The organism is Candidatus Neomarinimicrobiota bacterium (assembly GCA_034716895.1).
Taxonomy (GTDB): Bacteria; Fidelibacterota; UBA8477; order UBA8477; family JABMPR01; genus JABMPR01.
In genome coordinates this window covers 1-18,369 of sequence record JAYEKW010000114.1, presented here as the reverse complement: position 1 = coordinate 18,369, position 18,369 = coordinate 1, and the positions used below count along the sequence as shown (strand labels likewise).

General features: G+C 45.5%; 14 protein-coding genes. 9 read left to right on the top strand and 5 right to left on the bottom strand.

What is annotated here, in order from left to right; genetic code table 11:
* From U9Q77_07240 to U9Q77_07220, 5 genes are all read right to left on the bottom strand, one after another.
* Nucleotides 1-1,767 (bottom strand): C25 family cysteine peptidase (locus U9Q77_07240; protein ID MEA3287154.1); only part of this gene is annotated, 1,767 nt, incomplete at its 3' end.
* Nucleotides 1,768-1,901: 134 nt separating this feature from the next.
* Nucleotides 1,902-2,114, bottom strand: coding sequence for a hypothetical protein (locus U9Q77_07235; GenBank protein MEA3287153.1), 213 nt, complete (start codon nt 2,112-2,114; stop codon nt 1,902-1,904).
* Nucleotides 2,115-2,876: an RNA methyltransferase gene (locus U9Q77_07230; GenBank protein MEA3287152.1), complete on the bottom strand. Its 762-nt coding sequence runs from the start codon at nt 2,874-2,876 to the stop codon at nt 2,115-2,117.
* A 71-nt stretch (nt 2,877-2,947) separates the two neighbouring features.
* Entirely contained in the window at nt 2,948-4,234 is a 1,287-nt protein-coding gene (gene hisS, locus U9Q77_07225; GenBank protein MEA3287151.1) for a histidine--tRNA ligase, read from the bottom strand.
* 192 nt (nt 4,235-4,426) lie between these two features.
* Nucleotides 4,427-4,684, bottom strand: a complete 258-nt coding sequence (locus tag U9Q77_07220; protein ID MEA3287150.1) for a hypothetical protein — start codon at nt 4,682-4,684, stop codon at nt 4,427-4,429.
* Nucleotides 4,685-4,885: 201 nt separating this feature from the next.
* On the opposite strand from U9Q77_07220, the gene U9Q77_07215 reads away from it, so the two are divergent.
* The 9 genes from U9Q77_07215 (at nt 4,886) to U9Q77_07175 (ending at nt 18,033) form a co-directional block, all read left to right on the top strand.
* Nucleotides 4,886-7,459, top strand: a complete 2,574-nt coding sequence (locus tag U9Q77_07215) for a TIGR03960 family B12-binding radical SAM protein (GenBank protein ID MEA3287149.1) — start codon at nt 4,886-4,888, stop codon at nt 7,457-7,459.
* A gap of 502 nt (nt 7,460-7,961) precedes the next feature.
* Nucleotides 7,962-9,524: an Rne/Rng family ribonuclease gene (locus U9Q77_07210; GenBank protein ID MEA3287148.1), complete on the top strand. Its 1,563-nt coding sequence runs from the start codon at nt 7,962-7,964 to the stop codon at nt 9,522-9,524.
* Between the two features lie 469 nt (nt 9,525-9,993).
* A complete protein-coding gene (locus U9Q77_07205) occupies nt 9,994-10,455 on the top strand; it encodes a TPM domain-containing protein (GenBank protein ID MEA3287147.1) in 462 nt (153 codons plus the stop codon).
* On the top strand, nt 10,448-11,800 hold the full coding sequence (locus tag U9Q77_07200) for an ATP cone domain-containing protein (protein MEA3287146.1): 1,353 nt from the start codon (nt 10,448-10,450) through the stop codon (nt 11,798-11,800). Before U9Q77_07205 ends, U9Q77_07200 begins: the two co-directional genes overlap by 8 nt.
* 89 nt (nt 11,801-11,889) lie before the next feature.
* Nucleotides 11,890-12,828 carry a YihY/virulence factor BrkB family protein gene (locus U9Q77_07195; protein MEA3287145.1) on the top strand — a complete coding sequence of 313 codons (939 nt, stop codon included), beginning with the start codon at nt 11,890-11,892 and terminating at the stop codon, nt 12,826-12,828.
* A 194-nt stretch (nt 12,829-13,022) separates the two neighbouring features.
* Nucleotides 13,023-13,838: a BtpA/SgcQ family protein gene (locus U9Q77_07190; protein ID MEA3287144.1), complete on the top strand. Its 816-nt coding sequence runs from the start codon at nt 13,023-13,025 to the stop codon at nt 13,836-13,838.
* Nucleotides 13,838-15,415, top strand: coding sequence for an amidohydrolase (locus U9Q77_07185; protein ID MEA3287143.1), 1,578 nt, complete (start codon nt 13,838-13,840; stop codon nt 15,413-15,415). Before U9Q77_07190 ends, U9Q77_07185 begins: the two co-directional genes overlap by 1 nt.
* A 380-nt stretch (nt 15,416-15,795) precedes the next feature.
* Nucleotides 15,796-16,515 (top strand): gamma-glutamyl-gamma-aminobutyrate hydrolase family protein, encoded by a 720-nt coding sequence (locus tag U9Q77_07180; protein MEA3287142.1) that lies wholly within the window; start codon nt 15,796-15,798, stop codon nt 16,513-16,515.
* A gap of 135 nt (nt 16,516-16,650) precedes the next feature.
* The gene (locus tag U9Q77_07175; GenBank protein MEA3287141.1) at nt 16,651-18,033 is read left to right on the top strand and encodes a C1 family peptidase; all 1,383 of its coding nucleotides are present in this window, start codon (nt 16,651-16,653) and stop codon (nt 18,031-18,033) included.
* Nucleotides 18,034-18,369: the final 336 nt, after the last annotated feature.

The following is an 18,369-nucleotide window of genomic DNA, read 5'->3' as shown; positions in this document are numbered from 1 at the left end:
ATTTGTAAAAGGTTGAGGTGTTTGCGTACGCAGAGGCATACTGGGATCACCAAAAATATGCCAGGTCGCATACATTGCAAAACCACTGCTCCCATATTCATCGATCATCAGCGCTGATCCGGAAAACATGAGGGCACCGATGGTCAGGGGATCATCAGCGATGAGCAGGTCAACAAATTCATCCTGTGCACTCATGGGTGGTGCCCAATCCTGATTAATCGAAGAACCATAGAATGCCACCGCTCCTTTTTGGTCGTTGGCAGATCCAGCCCTCAACCAGGCTTCGGCAAAACAGGTAGTGGATTGGAAATTTCCATTAACGCAAGCCACGGAGACAATCACTGGTAATTTTCCGGTATTATTTAGGCTGTTTACCTGTGAGCTTGAAAAGCCTGTGGTGGACCAGGATGAAGTAGAACCGTGTCCCACATAATTGATCAAGCTGCGTCCGTCGTTGACACCAGATGTAACCTGCGCTGAGCTGGCACTCGGATCATAGATCTGATCTACTGGATCATAACCATAACCTAACAGATCGGTTCTGATATTGTCCATGTGAACATTGTCAGCCTCACCATCATCACCCTGACCGGCACCCTGGTTTGAGGCGATGCCCATCGCTTTTTGATACCAGTCGCCTGTTGGATCCGGATTGGCTTCATAATCGATGATCTTGGCTACCTGGGTTTCAACCTGGGTAATAGTGTTGGCTGATAGGCGTCCTACAAAAATATCAGGATACTGATCCCCGTTACCACCGTCCAGCAGAGCGTAAGTAGGATCGGAAGCAGCTCCAGAGGCTGCTCCGGAGGTTCCAATAGCTGGCGCGACATCGGGAGCATCTCCAACGATGAGGAGAAAAGTAAGCCCTGCATCTGAATCATAGCGAGTTTGGATGGCATCCTTGATAGATGAGGCATTATTGCCGATCTCAGAAACACGTATAATCTCAGTTGCTAAGCCGCGGGTACGTTTCCAATTCACCAGGGGCAAGGTTGCGTTATAATAATTATCAGCAGCGATAATGAAGAGATTGCCGGTTTCCACCGGCAGGTCATAAAGAACTGTGTTAGATGCGTAATTGATAAAATGATTTTCATATACAGGCAGGAACCCACGATCCAGAGTCGTCGTGAATTTGGTTTTGATAGCCTGGCGGGCAAGCCCAACGGTCTCAACATTTAAGCGCAAGTGGGTATAAATTCTTAGAATTCCAGCTATCGGATTATATCGAAAAGGGTGAATTTGGATCACTGCGCCCCTTAGGTCACGCATGACGTAGGGAGCACTCAATGAGGCGATCTGTTCCGGGTAAAACGCATCTTGTTGGTATTCTTCTCCGAATTCAAAGGGAACTGAAGCTGGATTGAGTGCTCTGGTAAGATTGCCTTTGGAGGGAACCAGTTTTTCTACAGTGATGTCATGATATTCCAAAACCTCAACACTGAGCTGCATCTGGGCATTATCGGGAATAATAATACTGCGGTAGTATTTAGGCAGATCAGGGGCACCGGTTTTCAGGAGGGGTGTCATCTCAGGAGCAGAGATCAACAGGTAGGAACTTCCCTCGATCTCCACCTCGCTTCGGTAATAGCCAGATAATTGGAAATCCAGTTCAGTCCCGGATAGATTATCAATATGAGTCACAACCGCCGGACTGCTTGAGGATTGATTTTGAAATCCGAGCCATTGGTTTTTGGCCTGTAGAGCACTCGCGGCCAACAGCAGCACAAGTATAATAAGCTTCAAATGTCGGTTGAAAAACATGGGTTATCCCTTATTAAATAACTGGATCTACTATCAAAGATACTAATCGCGCATTATAGCCGATTTTCGGTCTGATTATAGTTAAAGAATGTATAACACGGTGTGGCGGAGGTCACGAAGAACAGTAGATGTGATCAAGGAGCGTTTTCTTGATCTTCCTGCTTTTTGATGAGGTAGAGACTGTAATTCTGCCAGGTTAGAGCTAATCCCAGGAGTGCCCAGAATAGATACTTCATATACGCTTCAGGATGCAGGATCATACTAATGATAAAGATCAGGGTCATGATCATTCCCAGGATCACTCTAAAAAAGCTGCCTTGCACCATTGATATTTCGATTTTCGGCATTCACGACGTCCTGGTTAATTCGTATAGGGCTATTCCGGTTGCCATGGCGGCATTCAGAGATTCCCCAACGCCGATTTTCATGATCGAGAGAGAAGTGGCGCTATCCAGCAGTTCTTGAGCAACCCCATGAGCTTCTGAGCCAACAATGAGAAAGAGTCCCTGTTGTGGTCGATAGGCATCCAGAGGAGAACCTGACATGTGCAAAGCGGCTACTTGACCAGCGGCTTCTTTCCATGCTTCCGCGCTTATTTTGAGATCATCACTACTGTGTAGTTTCAGCGAGGCAAGATCACCCATGCTGGCGCGGACAACTTTGGGACTATATGGATCTACGCAATCTGGCCCAAGCAGGATATGGGATACACCAAACCATAAAGCACTGCGAAAAATAGTTCCCATATTTCCGGGATCGGCCAGGCGATCCAAGACCAACAGGATTTTGCCGGGTTCTGGGCTTGGTAAGGATCTTTTGTCGGGTATTCTGGCAATACAGACAATTCCCTGGGGGTTTTTGCTGTCGCTGATTTGTTCAAGCTGGGTATTAGTCGCTTCGTAGGTGACGAGTTCGTTTGGGATGGTTAATTTATCAAAGTTTTTCCTAATAATGCAGGTTTCCAATTTCAAATTGGATCTGAACGCTTCTTCGCAAAGTCGAACGCCCTCTAACAGGAACAAACCTTCCTGTTTTCGATTCCGCCCTTGTTTCAACCCCCGATAGCGGGTTACCTGAGCCTTGGTTAAGAGATGAGGTTGGTCAGACATCTGTTAGTCATCCTGGATCAGCAGAACGCAGGGAAGAAACACCACCGAAAATCGCGATCTATAGTTGGGGGTCAAGAGTCTTCTATCTGTTTAGTAAGACTATTTATTATCAGTTCAGCTACCTGATCAAAAATCACCGGTTTTTGCTCTCCGGATTTAAAATCCTTTAGTTGAACCACACCCTGTGAGTATTCATCGGTACCTAGAATAGCCACGTATTTAGCGCCCTGCCGGTTGGCTTCGCGCATCTGGGCTTTCATACTGCGTCGCAGCGCATCAGAATCACAGGATAGTCCCTGATCCCGCCAATCCCGAATCAGTTCAGGTGCCTTGGTGCGGAGTTCATCACCAAGTACAACCAGGTAGAGGTCCAGTGTGGGGTCAGTGTTCATGGGGTTAATGGCATCAACAACCAGAAGTAGTCGCTCAATCCCGGAAGCCCAGCCAATGGCAGGCATATCACTCCCCCCCAATTCTTTAACCAGGTCGTTATAGCGTCCCCCACCACAAATAGCATCCTGAGCACCCAGAGCATCACTGGTGAATTCGAAAATAGTATGGGTGTAGTAATCCAGACCACGTACCAATAGATCATCTTGAGTATAAGGAATATTAAGTGTCTTCAACATGTTCAGCACTTGATCATAATGGGTTGAAGAGGATTCGTTCAGCCAATCACGGATCTTGGGAGCGTTTTGCACCAGCTCTTTATCCTGAGGAGCCTTGCTGTCCAAGATCCTTAACGGGTTGGATTCAAAGCGATGTTGACTGGTCTCTGAAAGATCCTTCAAGTGAGGTCTCAGAAATTCCTGCAGTGCATTACGGTAGCTGGACCGGCTCTCGCTATCACCCACGCTATTGATCTTCAATGTTACTGAATCTGCGATCCTCAGTTCCTTAAGAATGGTATAGAACAGAACGATCATCTCCACATCCTGCTCAGGATTGGAGGATCCGATGGCTTCAGCTCCAAATTGCCAAAATTGACGATAGCGCCCTTTCTGAGGGCGTTCCTGACGAAATAAGGGGCCTTCGTACCACAGCTTCTGCACGGGCGAAATCTGCTGCATATTATTCTGGATATAGCTGCGGACCACTCCAGCAGTAAGCTCGGGACGGAGGGTCAATGAGGATTTGCTCATATCACTGAAAGTGTACATTTCCTTGGATACAATATCAGTATCTTCGCCAACGCCGCGGGCAAAGAGTTCTGTTTTCTCAAAAACCGGGGGTCTGATCTCACCATAGGCATAGCGTTTCATCACGCTCTGGATCACGGCTTCCAGAATTTGCCATGACCTGGCCTCCAGCGGGAGAATATCATTGACACCTTTAACACGTTGTACTTTTTCGGGCATATCTATGCAAACCTTCTCAAATAGTTACTTTTATAGCCCCCAATATAGAAAAGGGTTTAGCGATAAGCATTTTTTCTATATCTAACTTCTACGATGGTAATCAGTATAATACGATCTTTGATCTCATATAAAATACGATAACGCCCACAGGATAATCGATAGCGGTCTTTGCGCTCTCCGCAATCAGTTAAACTATTGATTTTCCCCGGGTTCGAATTCAATGGCCTCTAAAACAGCCTGCGCTTCTGTCAGTTTTTCTGGAGGAACCAGTAGAGTTGCCTGATTTTCCGGTAGCGAGACTGAGTGGGCTCCAAGACCTGAGGCCAACATGCTGCGTTTGATCTCGCAGGGAACATCAGCATTTCTTAATGCTTCGCACAACATCTCGGCTGTAATATCACCTTCTACTTTTTGCAAAATGACCCAGGGCTTTTCGGTGGACTGATTCATGATAATCTCCTGTTGTTGGTTGACGAATAAAATTAACCTGTAAAAGCTGCAATTCCTCACAGCTTTTCAGCCAATTCATAAAAGGTAGTATCTCGTGAAAACTCAATTATAATCAGAGGCTTGACGCGACTGGAACAATACAAAAGGTTGATTAGCCCCATGAAATATTTTGGTCACACGGGTGGATGAAAGGAATATTGGGTGCAGCCCAAAGAAATAGAACATATTTTACATACGCGGATACTCTCCAAAGTATCCAAACCCGGGCGCTATCTGGGAAATGAACATAACATAATCACCAAGAATTGGGATGATCTTACAGCGACCATGGCATTGGCGTTTCCAGATGTCTATGATACAGCCATGCCCTATAATGGCTTTCAAATACTCTATCATATCCTCAATCGTGAACATGATATCGCTGCCGAACGGGTCAATGCCCCCTGGCCTGATATGGAAACGCTCATGCGTGAATATGAAGTGCCCTTACATAGCCTGGAGACCAAGCGTGATCTGCGTGATTTTGATATTGTAGGCTTTTCTTTGCCTTATGATCTGCTTTACACAAATATTCTCAACATGCTGGATATGTCCAATATTCCCATTTGGACCAAAGAGCGTAGTGAACAAGACCCCTTTATTATAGCCGGTGGGACCAATGCCTATAATCCTGAACCGGTAGCTGATTTTTTTGACCTGGTGGTCATCGGAGATGCTGAAGAGCTGTTGGTCGATCTGGTTAGACGAATTGGTGAAGGTCGCCGGGATGGACGTACCCGCCGCCAGATCCTGGAAGATCTGGCAACGATACCCGAAGGAGTTTACATCCCGGCCTTCTACGATTATAAATATTCCGAATCAGGTCATTTGGAGTCGATGACCAAAAATTTTGATGGAGCACCAGAGCGGGTCAAGTCAGCCAAGATCCCCATTCTGGATGCCTCCAATTATCCGACAAAACCGGTGGTGCCCATCGTTGAAACTGCCCAGGATCGATTTGCCCTGGAAGTGATGCGTGGCTGTACTCAGGGCTGTCGATTTTGCCACGCTGGTATGGTTTATCGCCCGGTTCGCGAACGGAAACCGGATGAGCTGATCGAATCTGCCAAAGTGACTCTGGCTGCTACCGGCCAAAAGAACCTTTCCCTGCTTTCGCTTTCTACCAGTGACTATTCTGGATTGGGTGAAGTAGTGGATGGACTGAAGCCCTATTTGAAAGAAAATCGGGTTTCGGTCTCATTTCCATCCATGCGTTTGGATAGTTTTACCAAAGAGATCGCTTCCATTGCTTCTGAAGGTCGCAAATCCGGGCTGACCTTTGCACCGGAAGCCGGAACCTGGCGGATGCGCCGAGTGATCAATAAGATCATCAGTGATGAAGATCTGTATTCGTCAGTACAAATAGCCCTGGATGGTGGTTGGAAAACCCTGAAGTTCTATTTCATGCTGGGTTTGCCTACCGAAACCCAGGCTGATTTGCAAGGTATCGTGGATTTGATCAATGCAGTCCGCGAGATGGCCAAACCCTTTGGCCGGGTCAAGCTCAACGTGACCCTTTCCACCTTTATTCCCAAGCCGGAAACCCCTTTCCAGTGGGAGGCTCAGGACAGTAAAGAGGTTATTCGGGAAAAGATCGATTTTCTCATGGCGAATTTAAAGTATAAAAATTTGCGGGTATCGTATCGAGATCCCAGATATTCAGAGATCGAAGGAGTCCTTTCCCGGGGCGATCGCCGTCTTTCCCAAGCCATATATCATGCCTGGAAGGATGGTGCCCGTTTTGATAGCTGGGGTGATTTCTTTCGCTATGATCGCTGGATGAATGCATTTGAACAGGCTGGCATCGACCATGAATTCTATTTAAGAGCACGAGATGAAAATGAGTTGTTACCCTGGGATCTGGTAGACAACAGGATCATAAAGAAATTTTTAAAACGGGAAAAACGTAAGGCTTACCAGGAAGCAACTGTCATTGATTGTCGCGATGGATGCGTTGCTTGTGGCGTTTGTGACTTCGATGAACTGTATATGCGGATCGTCAAGGACGAAACAGCCGGAGAGTCCAAAACAAAACCTGAAGTCTATGTTGCACCCGAAAGAATACCGCTGCCGGAATTAATAAACACGACACCGGTATTTACGGCCCGTCTGAAGTTTTCCAAATCAGGGTTGGCCAGCTATCTTGGACATCTTGATGTTCAAAACTCATTTATGCGAGCCATCAGTCTGGCTGATCTGCCGGTTGTCTACTCTCAAGGATTTAATCGGCGTCCCCGGATTTCAAGTGGCCCGGCGTTACCCCTGGGATATACCTCGGAAGCAGAGTTTCTGGATGTGCTGTTGTTTCGTCAGGTCGAGACGGTTGTTGAAGACCTGAATGGCTTTCTGCCTGCTGGGATCAAAGTTCAGGATGTGGTTTGGCATAAGGGCAGGATCAGTGCTGTTACTGGACAGATCACAGCAGTGAAACAGGTGATTGTTTTTGATGAATTAGGGTCTGATGTATCACTAAAGCATTTGAAACAAAACTTTGAACAGCGAAATAATGTGTATATTGAACGCGAGCGAAAACGCCGTATAATATCTCTGGATGTAAAAGTCTATATCCAGTCTATTGAAATAAAGGGCAATAGCCTCGAGGTGACAACCCTCGTTAAGGATGGCAAGGGAATCCGTTTGAATGAATTCCTGCCCGTGTTTTTTGAAGTTCCAGCTAATGACTTACCGGTCTATACCGTTCACCGCTTGGCGGTAATAATGAACGAACCAACTTGATCGGGATAAGCTGGGCAAAAGTAAAGTTGTGAAAAGAACTTGTTCAGAACCATGTTTCCCTGCTGAATAGCGGTTTATCCACGTTTGCTATTAATAGCAACCCCGGCAAATGACCGGTGGGATATGCTGAGAATTGTGTGCTGAAAGGATAACTGAACAGGTCAACACGTCCCCTCTTAAATAAAATGTTACTCAAGCAGGAGGACGCTTTTCATTGCTGAAATTGCCGGTAGTAATTTGTAAATCTACCTGAAAAAGGCAAGCCAAATGGCTGCCAGAACTAGAATTGATAAAAGAATTGACTCGATTCCCACTAATGGTTAAGAATTGAGAATGCGCAAGATCCGTTAGATCAGGCTTAACTGAAGCCTCCTCACCCAGGCCAGCGCAGAAAAATTTTTTGTGATTGTCTCATTCATAGGAAATAAATGAGACCCTGTTGAGAACAATTATCTCAACTTTCTTCTTTTATCTATTCGCAATACAATTGAGGATTTGAACAATGAAGAAAGATATCTTTATTAATCAAACGCATAAGGAAACCCGGATCGCTATCCATGAGGATGACGTACTGGTTGAACTTTATGTTGAAAAACCGGAAAACATCCGGATCGTAGGCAACATCTATAAAGGTGTTGTGGAAAATGTGTTACCGGGTATGCAAGCTGCTTTTGTCGATATTGGGATCGGTGCCAATGCTTTCTTACCATTCTCTGAAATAGAAGGCGAGTCCTTCTTGTTGGATGGAGATGATGACGATGACAATGATAGCAAACCGCAACGCTCAAACCGAGGTCGTTCACGCGGCCGGGGTCGCAATCGCAAGAATTTCCAGAAACCGGCAACACCCAAGTTGAGAACAGGCCAGGAGATTCTGGTACAGGTCATTAAAGAACCCTATATGGGCAAGGGTGCCCGGGTTACCACCAATATTTCTTTACCGGGTCGCTTTCTCGTTCTGGTTCCCAATGCAGATTACATTGGTATCTCCCGCAAAATATATAATAACTATGAGCGGCGTCGTTTACGTCGTAGTTGTCATGAAATGAAACCGGATGGCTTTGGACTGATCGCCCGAACAGTAACCGAAGGTAAAGATGATGAAACCCTGGGAGCCGACTTGAACAATCTCATGGATTCATATAAACGGATGGAAAAAGCCGTCAAAGGCAAACAGAGCCCGATTTTGGTTTACAGGGATATGGAAACGGTTTCCAGCCTGATTCGGGATTTGTTTACCAATGATGTCCAACAAGTTGTAACCGACAATAAGGGCATGTACAAACAATTGAACAGCTATCTCAAAGGTGCTGCCCCCCAGTTGGTCGATCGGCTGGAACACTACAAAAAGAGATTACCTCTGTTTGATGCCTACAAGGTTCAAAAGGGCATCGATATTTCCATGTCTCGCAAAGTCAATCTCAAGAGTGGTGCCTCTATTGTTATCGAACAGACAGAAGCACTGGTCTCCATTGATGTGAACTCTGGAAAATTCATTGGTCGCAAGGATCATGAAGCGAATGCCGTGAAAATTAACCTGGAATCAGCCCGAGCCATTGCTCAGCAATTACGTCTGCGGGATCTGGGCGGTTTGATTGTGATCGACTTCATTGACATGCATCGCGAGGAGAACAAAAAGAAGGTTTACTACGAACTCAGGCGAGAATTACGGAAAGACCGGGCCAAGGTTGCTGTCAGTTATATTTCTGATTTTGGTTTACTTGAAATGACCCGTCAACGGATTCGTCTTAGCCTATTACTTTCGGCCACGGAAGAATGTCCGGTCTGTAAAGGCCGTGGACGCATCATGTCCAAAGCTGCTTTAGCTACACAGATAGAAGGCTGGTTCCGCAGGTTCCACTCTAAGAAACGGGAATTCAGACTACAGCTGATCGTGAATCCCGAACTGGCAAAATTTCTACGCTCTGGACGTAAAAATGTAATGCGTTCGATCCAGTGGCAGCATTTTATCAAGGTTGAACTCGTGGAAGATGAATCCAAAAACATGGATGAGTTCCGCATCATCAGCAAGAAACAGGGCAAGGATATTACTGACGATTATTAAATCAGTAAGCATCCATGTTTTTTGTCACAGAAGCACATTAAAAAGCCCTGATTAGAGAATATTTTGGCTTGTCCCGGTATAGTTTTAATGGCAGGTCTAGTCCTTCCCCTTGGGAGGTGTCCCGAAGGGACGGAGGGGGTTTAAATGCATGGAAAAGAACCAAAAGTTAGTTTGTATGGGGAGAACCCACCCTGCGTGAGCAACCCCTCCCAGGAGGGGACTTAGCTCGCCTTTTGGCTCGCCCCAATGAGTACAATGTTCCATCATTTGTTGTATAATACCAACTAAACATCCAACCAGCACCTAACTTCTACAGCTTTTCCAGTTTTTCTGCACTTAAAGTTCCCACCATAGCTACCGCTAGGCTAAAAACTTGAAGCTTGATAAACAGAAAAATCTTTTGAATTTATAGTGCTGTTTAGATGTTCAATTGGTATAACTGGAATGAGAAGATACAGAAAGAGACATTATGAAAAAAGCAGAGAAACTGGCCAAAGAGATATTTAGTGATCAGGATCTTCAGGAAATATCTGAAGCCATCAAGACCTTTGAAGGTCGTACCAGCGGTGAGATCGTCATCTCTTTTAATACCACATCTTATAATCAACCCTACAAATCTGCTCGGCGCATTTTTGAAAAGGCTAAACTTCATCAAACCAAAGAACGGAATGCCACTCTCATTGTATTGTTCCTGGCTGAACAAAAATTTGCCGTCTATGGGGATGCCGGGATCCATGAACGCGTGCCGGAAAATTTTTGGGAAACTACAGTAGCCGATATGAAATCCCATTTTGCTGAAGGTCGGATGCGTGAAGGATTGCTCTTCGGTATCCACCAATTGGGCGAAAATCTGGCAAAATATTTTCCCGTTGCCGAGGATGATGTGAATGAATTAAGTGATGAGCTGAAATATGGCGATGAACATGATTAACAGTTGTTTTTTAACGCACGTTTTTAAACGGGATGGGACCCTGGTTCCCTATTCCCGCCAACGCATCACCAATGCCATCTACCGGGCGGTTGTTGCCATCGGGGGGCGTGATCAGGACAAATCCGAAGAATTGGCTTTACTGGTTGAATCGATCATTTGCGACAACTATTCCAATGAACATCCGCCCGGAGTGGAGCAGGTGCAGGATATTGTGGAAAAAGTGTTAATCGAAGAGGGTCATGCTTCCGTAGCAAAGCACTTTATTCTCTATCGGGCCACTCAAAACGATAAACGAAAAGCCAAACTGAGCAAAACCAAAGTTCACCAAGGGAACATTCCCTACCAGAAGATCTATGAAGTTTTAGTTTGGGCTTCCGATCACGATCTGAACTCTGTGGAAAAACTGAATCAGCGGATTGCCAGGGGTGAGTTCCGGGAGATTTGTCTGGAATCAGATGCCGCCTACGAATATGATATACAGGCCGCCGCTGAACTAATTGCGGAACGAAAGGGTGAAACCCGGATCGTGGTGGTGGCAGGTCCTTCATCTTCCGGTAAAACAACCACTACCCGGAAGTTGGCTCACTATCTCTCAGAAAAAGGGATGGGTCTGGTTGAACTGAATATTGACCACTACTTTTTTGACTTGGAAATGCATCCTGTTGATGAATTTGGCGACCATGATTTTGAAACGCCCCAGGCTTTAGATCTGGCTTTGATCAACCAGCATGTAAAACAGCTTATGGCCGGCGAGGAAGTTTTGATTCCCAAGTATGATTTCTCAACAGGTACCCGCGCCTTGAACCAGACTCCCCTGCAGATCAAATCCACGGATGTTATTCTGATCGACAGCCTTCACGGCCTGTATGGAGATATGCTGAAAGGCATTGATGAGAACAGTGTTTTCAAGGTGTATATCGAGACCTTGCTCCAGATGAAGGGCACCAATGGAAAATTTATTCGCTGGACCGATTTACGGCTCATGCGCAGGATGATCAGGGATGAACAACATCGGGCTTATGACCCGGGTCAGACCCTGACCCATTGGCATTACGTCCGCAATGCAGAATTGCGCAATATTCTACCCTACATCAATACAGCAGACTACATCATCAATGGTGCCGTGCCCTATGAGCTACCAGTCATGCGTAATCGGTTGTATGATCATTTCAAACAATGGGAACAGGATTACAAGAATGATCCCCGACGCGTAGATGCCTATTTAAGAGCCAAACGGGTGCGCGAAATGCTGGAATCAATTACACCGATTACTGATGAATCCCCTATTCCAGAGACCTCTCATTTCAGGGAGTTTATTGGTGGCGGGACCTACGACGTTCATTAGGCGGCACAGACCCCGGATAAAAGGATCCTCAGTTCTTCAGTGAGAGAATTTTTTACAAAATAATCAGGATTACTGATTAGGTTCTCCGCATGACCCTGAAAACCTTCGAACTGAAATTAATGAGGTGGCTGTTGCCCTACATTAACCTGGCCAAACGGGTGTCATTCCCTGGCTTTGATCGCGTTCCAGTTTTCAATGTAGGTTTGTTTTTTTACAGGGGACTTAGGGACGGCGCGATCATTACACGGGCAGAGGCAGTCGCTTTCAATCTGATCCTGGCGCTTTTCCCCACCATTATCTTTATTTTTACACTCATTCCTTTGTTACCTCTAGACAATTTTCAAACTGAAATCCTCTTATTAATCCAGTCACTTGTTCCAGTCAGCACTTACAGTGTTATTCAGCAGATAATCGAAGATATTCTGATCATTAAACATGGTGGTTTCTTTTCATTTGGGTTTGCCCTGGCTTTGATCTTTTCTACCAATGGTATTGTGGCTTTGATCCAGACTTTCAATGCTTCAGTAAATGTTGTTGATACTCGAAGCTGGCTTAAACAAAGAGCTGTTGCTCTCATGCTGGTGTTGATCCTATCCCTGTTGGTCACCCTGGGTATTACCCTGATCACCTTTACTCAGACGTTCATGAATTTCCTGGTGGCCAAAGAATTGATGCTACAAAGCTGGCTCTATTATTTTGTGATGGCAGGGAAATGGGTTGTTATTCTAGCCCTATTCTATTTTGCCTACTCCTTTGTGTATTATCTGGGTCCAGCCCGTAAAAGTAAATACCGTTTTATTTCAGCAGGAGCCAGCCTGTCTACTGTATTGACCATCCTGATCACCTTTGGATTCAGATTTATCATTGACCACTTCGGTCGCTACAATGCCCTTTACGGTTCTATCGGTGCATTGCCGGTGATCATGCTCATGATCTTTTCTCTGAGTCTGGTTTTGATCCTGGGTTTTGAATTGAATATCGGGATCGTTGCTGCCCGGAAGGTGCATGTAACCAAAATCGAACAATAGGTATTAAACCGGCGGCAGTTAAGCGTGCGTTTTCAGCAACAAAACGGTAGGATGCAGACCCTTCGACTCCGACGAGGTCGCGTCTTGCTGAGCGGAGTCGAAGTATATACAAATCACGTACGTTTAGCTGCCGCCACCATAATAGTATCCCTTACTGAAGGGTTGATCCAATTAAAAGAAAGTATAAGTGAATAATGAACGCTCCTGAATTCTTGGAGATCTTTCCCGAACCAAAACCCCTGATCGGGATGATCCATGTCCAGGCTTTGCCGGGAACCCCAAAAAATGTTCTATCCGTAAGTGAGATTGTTGCTCAAGCGGTGAAAGAAGCAAAAATCCTGAGCGAAAACGGGATGCAGGCGATCATGTTGGAGAATATGCATGATGTTCCATATCTCAATCGGGAAGTAGGTTCTGAGGTTGTAGCCGCCTTAAGTCGAATTTCCGCTGAAGTACGGGCTGCAACAGATTTACCCCTGGGTTTGCAAATTTTGGCCGGTGCCAATAAAGCTGCTTTATCGGTGGCGTTGGCGGCAGAATTCCAATTTATACGAGCAGAAGGCTTTGTTTTTGGCCACATGGCTGATGAAGGGTTACTCCAGTCTGATGCCGGAGAACTCCTGCGTTTCCGAAAGAATATTGGTGCAGAACACATCAGGATCTTCACCGATATCAAGAAAAAGCACAGCAGTCATGCCATGACAGCGGACGTTTCCATTAATGATACTGTTGCAGCGGCAGAATTTTTTCTTAGTGACGGTGTGATCATTACAGGCACTCACACAGGAAAGCCGGTTAATCAGGAAGAGCTATCCAGCGTGTATTCCTCAGCAAAACTACCCGTTCTTGTGGGGAGTGGCGTGTCTCCCGAGGGACTGTCCCAAATCTGGGATCACGCCGATGCCTTTATCGTTGGCAGTTTTTTTAAGCGAGATGGTAATTGGCAGAATGATCCAGATCCAGATCGTCTTCAGACTCTACTCCAGACCAGAGTCAATCTACTTAAGTAATGCCTCGAACTGCAGACAGACTTCTCGTTAATGGTATTATTCTAACCCAGGATGAAAAGTTAGTTCAAGTCTCCCAACTTGCAATCAGCGGAAAAAACATTCTGGCTGCTGGAGATGATCTTTCGTGTTATCGCAATGAGCTAACCGAGGTAGTGGATCTGCAGGGAAAAGTAGTGGTTCCCGGATTCATTGATGCCCATATTCATTTTTTATGGGGTGGTGAGAATTTGTTGGCCATCCCCCTGCAAAAAGCTGACTCAAAAGCTTCCTTCATAGAACTCATCTCAACATTTGCAGAGCGATATGCACCAGGGTCGTGGTTAAAAGGCGGAGGCTGGAATGAACATCTCTTCCTGGATGGGTCGTTGCCACATCGAAGTTGGCTGGATGAAGCAGCACCCGGTTATCCAATGATTCTCCATCGTCATGATGGACATTCTGGAATTGCCAGCAGCGCAGCTTTAAAAATGGCTGGGATCACCAGAGCAACTCCAGATCCTGAAGGGGGCGTCATTGAACGGGATGACCAGGGTGAACCTACGGGTATTTTAAAAGATGCAGCCATGGGGCTGGTGTTGTCACTTGCCCCACCTGAAAGTGAAGCAGAGCTTGTTAAACATTTTGAGGCTGCTCAGCATTATCTCCTTCAAAACGGGGTAACAGCTGTTGGAGATATGATCTATGATATGACCCACTTCCACTTTCTGCAAAAAATGGCTCATCAACACAAATTGAAGATTCGGGTAACGGTCTACACTCCCCTTCTGAAATGGTCTGAAATGAAACAACTTATCGATGAGGGTCTCTATGAAGATGAGTGGTTCCAATTCAAAGGCTTGAAAGCTTTTAGTGATGGGAGCCTCGGTTCGCATACTGCCCTGATGATAGAGCCCTATGAGGACACACCGGGATTCGTTGGTATCTATGATACTGACTGGGAGGATCAGGCTCTGGTTATCAAGACTATTTCAGAGGCTGACTTGAGGGGCTATCAAACCGTGGTTCATGCTATTGGCGATAGAGCAAACAGAGAAGTTCTGGATGTATTTCAAACAGTTATTGAGCAAAATGGTCACAGAGATCGTCGCTTCAGGATTGAACACGCTCAACACATTGCCCCTGAGGATCAGAAACGCTTTGCTGAGCTGGGCGTGATCGCCTCGGTACAACCAACCCACTGTGTCGATGATGCGCGGTATGCAGAGTCGTTGCTGGGAAAAAGGTGTGATTATGCCTATCCGTTCAGGACGCTACAGCGAAATGGAACGCAATTGGCTTTGGGGTCAGATTGGCCGGTTTCTCCAGCAAACCCGGTTTCTACGATTCACAGTACCATCAAGCGAGCCGGCTGGCACATGGAGGAGGCTTTAGATTTTAATACTTCCCTGAAAGCACATACTGCCGATGCAGCTTACGCCGGTTTCAGAGACCATGATATCGGGAGAATTATTGCTGGCTACTTAGCGGACCTTGTCATTCTTGACCCTGCTTTTCTTGAACTGGATTCTTACGAGACGCCTCCGGCAGATTTGATCAGATCCGTTTACGTGAATGGAGAGAAGAAAGCAGATTATTGATACTCACGCCAATACTTTTTCTGAAAGGAGCCGCTTCCTTATTATCAACACTCCGTGTCATTTCGACAGGCTCAATGGTCCACTTTGTGCGCGGCGCCTGTCCTGAGCAAAGTCGAAGGGCGAGGGGTCGTTTTTGCGAGATCGTCAAGTTTGTTAAAAATGTAAATATTTATTATAGTCGTTTAACCTAAATAATTCATAGCCACTAAGTCACCAAGACACAAAGTTAAATAAAATATATGCTTATCAAAAATTATCACTCACAGATGCAAATAATACTGTTTAAAATGACCTTGTTCATAACTTTAATAATTTTCGTGACTTAGTGTCTTCGTGGCAATAATTCATGAATAATGCAGGTTAAAAAGGAAGTTGTGTAATTGAAATCAAAACCTCTTATCGGTCTAACGCCATCCTATCTTGAATATGAGGAGATGGATCGCAGCATTCTGGGTCAATCATATACTGACAGCATTCAAAAAGCCGGAGGACTCCCGGTACTGATACCTCCGATCATCAAAAAAGATGATCTGGCGCAGCTTATTCAAAGGCTGGATGGTGTTGTACTCACAGGTGGAGATGATCTGGATCCGCAGTATTACGGTGAAGATCCTGAGCCCTTAACTCCCAAGCCCTTTCATCCCCGACGAGGCGAACATGACCGACAGATCTTCGAATACATTTGGGAACAGAAAGTGCCCACCCTGGCAATCTGTCTGGGAATGCAGGAGATCAATGTCTTTTTAGGGGGCTCGCTCTACCAGGACATTCCAACGCAAGTTGAGCATCCTGTGGTTCACCGGATCGGAGAATGGTTTGAAGCCCGCCATATTGTGAATGTGGAACAGGCTTCCCTTCTGCACCAACTTATCACCAGTAAAAAAGTTGAAACTAATAGTGCCCACCATCAGGCAATAAAACAGGTGGCAGATATACTTAGGGTTGTCGGGCGAACAGAAGATGGGCTCGTTGAAGCATTGGAACCCCAGGACTCCTCAATTCCCATTCTGGCAGTCCAGTGGCATCCGGAATCAGAAACCAATGATCTGATTGGGATCGAACTGTTCAGATGGTTGGTTGATCAGGCATCCTCAGGGTAAGCCTGAGATAAATACTCCAAAATATTAACCCGAGTTGGGACGACTTTTGGAGAGTTGTCAATCACAATGAAAACAGTTTCAAAAAATCAAGTCATTAAATAATTTAGAGCATAACAAAAATTAAGGAAAAACAACATGAAACGATCTTTTCTGCTGGTTTTATGCCTGATGTTAACCCTGAGTTTTGCCCAGGAATTCAAAGCTCTTTCACCTGCTGACATAGCATCCTTTGCTAAAACATTCGGGAGTAATGATAACAATCTGGCTCGTCAAAATGCTCTAGCAAACAACAGTATCAAATCATTGTCAGTTGACCGGGCTACCCGTATCAAGCAGCAACATTTTTTCTCTGACAAGATCAAGGTGGGGGGCATCAGTAATCAAAAAGGCAGTGGTCGTTGCTGGTTGTTTGCTGGTCTGAATATTTTGCGACCTGGCGTTATCGATCGTTATGATCTGGAAAATTTCGAATTTTCCCAGAACTTCCTTTTCTTTTATGACAAGTTGGAAAAATCGAACCTCTTTCTGAATCAAATGATTTCCATGCGTGAGCGAGATATCCATGACCGGGAGTTGGAATTTCTATTGGACTCGCCCATTGGGGATGGAGGACAATGGAATATGGTCGTAGATCTGGTTGCCAAATATGGTGTAGTGCCCATGACCGCTATGCCGGAGACCTACGCCAGCTCACACACAGGTGAAATGAATAATTTACTCCGGAAACGGCTTCGCAAAGCTGCAGCAGGTATTCGAATTGCAGCTGACGCAAAAGCGCGGATGACAATTCATCAGCAGACAATGTCAGATATTTATCGAATTTTAGCACTATCCCTGGGTGAACCGCCACAATCTTTTGTTTGGCAATATGAAGATGAAGATGAAAAAGTGAGCAAGCCAAAGCGTTTCACTCCTCTGCAATTCAGAGATGGAGTGGTCAAACAGGACCTGGCTGATTATGTTTACCTCCTCCAGAATCCGACCAAGGAATACTATCAGACCTACAGCATCACGCTGGACAGGGATATGATTGAAAGACCGGATATGTCAGTGTTAAATCTGCCTCTCCCGGTTATTAAAGCTCAAACATTGAAGGCTGTGCTGGATGATGAACCAGTCTGGTTTGCCTGTGATGTAGGACAGGAGCATTTGGGATCTGAGGGGCTTATGGTGAGAGGCATTTATGATTACAAGGCGTTGCTTGGTGTGGATTTTAACCTGACGAAGAGTGAGCAGATCCTTTATGGAGAATCAATTCCGACTCACGCGATGGTCTTTATTGGTGTTGATGTGGTTGATAAGCAAGCCAGACAATGGAAGGTGGAAAATTCATGGGGTACAGACCGGGGTAAAGATGGGTATTGGCTTATGGATGATGCCTGGTTCGATCAATATCTGTATGGGGTTATCCTGCAAAAAAAATATCTGGATAGAAAAACGCTGGATGCCATGGCCAAGAAACCGATCATTCTACCACCCTGGGATGCCATGTATCAGATGCTCCGTGGCCCGGAGTAATACTAAAAAAGATAAAGAAGTAATACCAATTGGACTTCAGAGGGCACGTATAGGTTCAAAATATTTTTCTGTTCAGCAAGCTTCAAATTTTGAGCATAGCGGTTGCTATGGGAAAAATTTTAAGTACAGCAGAACTGGAAAAGATGAAGGAGATAACGCGCTGTTTGAAGTTTAATTAGTATAAGTGCGTCTTTTGAAATACATTTGGGATAATCACCCCAAAAGAGTCAGGGTGTACACCAATTAACATCTCCCTGTCCCTCACGGATAACCACGGGTCCATCGTCATCCGTCATATCGATCACAGAAGACAATTCGGCCCAGGTTGGTCCGGAA